This window comes from Burkholderia sp. BCC1999, assembly GCF_905339975.1.
Taxonomy (GTDB): Bacteria; Pseudomonadota; Gammaproteobacteria; order Burkholderiales; family Burkholderiaceae; genus Burkholderia.
Genome location: NZ_CAJPHP010000049.1, coordinates 1 through 2,223, shown reverse-complemented (window position 1 = coordinate 2,223; position 2,223 = coordinate 1). Strand labels below are relative to the sequence as shown.

At 65.9% G+C, this 2,223-nt stretch carries 1 protein-coding gene; it reads left to right on the top strand.

All coding sequences use genetic code 11. The features are described from left to right. On the top strand, positions 1-2,223 hold a 2,223-nt coding region (locus U5809_RS34455; RefSeq protein ID WP_322089833.1), incomplete at both ends, for an NADP-dependent malic enzyme.

Here is a 2,223-nt window from a genome sequence, read left to right as displayed (position 1 = left end):
CGCTCTCGCTTATCACCAGAATCCGAAACCCGGCAAGATTTCGGTCACCCCGACCAAGCCGCTGTCGAACCAGCTCGATCTGTCGCTCGCGTATTCGCCGGGCGTCGCCGCGGCGTGCATGGCGATCTACGAAGAGCCGCTCGACGCGCAGAAGTACACGTCGCGCGGCAACCTCGTCGGCGTCGTGACGAACGGCACGGCGGTGCTCGGCCTCGGCAACATCGGCCCGCTCGCGTCGAAGCCGGTGATGGAAGGCAAGGGCTGCCTGTTCAAGAAATTCGCGGGCATCGACGTGTTCGACATCGAACTGTCGGAGACCGATCCGGACAAGCTCGTCGAGGCGATCGCGATGCTCGAGCCGACGCTCGGCGGCATCAACCTCGAGGACATCAAGGCGCCGGAGTGCTTCTACATCGAGCAGAAGCTGCGCGAGCGCATGAAGATCCCCGTCTTCCACGATGACCAGCACGGCACCGCGATCATCGCGTCGGCCGCGATCCTGAACGGCCTGAAGGTCGTCGGCAAGAAGCTGTCCGAAGTGAAGCTCGTGTGCTCGGGCGCCGGCGCCGCGGCCATCGCGTGTCTGGACCTGCTGGTGAACCTCGGCCTGACGAAGTCGAACATCCTCGTCACCGATTCGAAGGGCGTGATCTACGAAGGGCGCGGCAACCTCGACCCGTCGAAGCAGCGTTATGCGGCGACCACCGACGCGCGCACGCTCGCCGACGCGATCGTCGGTGCGGACGTGTTCCTCGGCTGCTCGAGCGCGGGCGTGCTGAAGCAGGACATGGTCAAGACGATGGGCGACCGCCCGCTGATCCTGGCGCTTGCGAACCCGGAACCGGAAATCCGCCCGGAAGACGCGAAGGCCGTGCGCCCGGACGCGATCGTCGCGACCGGCCGTTCGGACTACCCGAACCAGGTCAACAACGTCCTGTGCTTCCCGTTCATCTTCCGCGGCGCGCTCGATGTCGGCGCGACGACGATCACGGAAGAAATGAAGCTCGCGTGCGTGCGCGCGATCGCCGAGCTGGCCGAGGAAACCGACCAGAGCGAGGAAGTCGCGAAGGCGTATGAAGGCCACTCGCTCGAATTCGGGCCGGACTACCTGATTCCGAAGCCGTTCGACCCGCGCCTGATCATCAAGATCGCGCCGGCCGTGGCGCAAGCCGCGATGGATTCGGGCGTCGCCACGCGTCCGATCCAGGACATGGACGCGTACCGCGAGCAGCTCGGCGCGACCGTCTACCGCACGGGCATGGTGATGCGGCCGGTGTTCGCGACCGCGAAGCAGAAGCAGGCCCGCATCGTGTTCGCCGAGGGCGAGGACGAGCGCGTGCTGCGCGCCGCGCAATTCGTGCTGCAGGAAAAGATCGCCAAGCCGATCATCGTCGGCCGTCCGTCGGTTGTCGACATGCGCCTCGCGAAGATCGGCTCGAAGCTGAAGGCCGGCGTCGATTTCGAAATCGTCGATCCGGAAGACGATGCGCGCTACCACCGCTACTGGCAGGCGTATCAGGAAATCGGTGCGCGCGACGGCGTGACGCCGGAAGTCGCGAAGGCAGCGATGCGCAAGTTCAACACGCTGATCGGCGCGATGCTCGTGCATCTGGGCGACGCGGACGGGATGATCTGCGGCATGATCGACACGTTCCACAGCCACCTGAAGTTTATCGAGCAGGTGCTGGGCCGCGCGAAGGGCGCCGAGCACTTCGCCGCGATGAACCTGCTGATGCTGCCGGGCCGCAACCTGTTCGTGTGCGACACGTACGTGAACGAACTGCCGAGCGCCGAGCAGCTCGCCGACATGACGATCCAGGCCGCGGCCGAGATCGAGCGCTTCGGCATCGCGCCGAAGGCCGCGCTGCTGTCGAACTCGAACTTCGGCAGCGCGCCGTCGGCGTCGTCGCGCCGGATGGCCGAAGCCCGCAAGCTGATCGTCGAACGTGCGCCGAACCTGGAAGTCGACGGTGAAATGCACGGTGACGCAGCGCTGTCGGAACTGATCCGCAAGCAGGCGTTCCCGGGCACGACGCTGTCGGGCGAAGCAAACCTGCTGATCATGCCGAACGTCGAAGCGGCGAACATCGCGTACAACCTGCTGAAGATGGTCGGCGGCGAAGGCGTGACGGTCGGCCCGTTCCTGCTCGGCGCGGCCAAGCCGGTCCACATCCTGACACCGGCCGCGACCGTGCGCCGGATCATCAACATGACGGCGGTTGC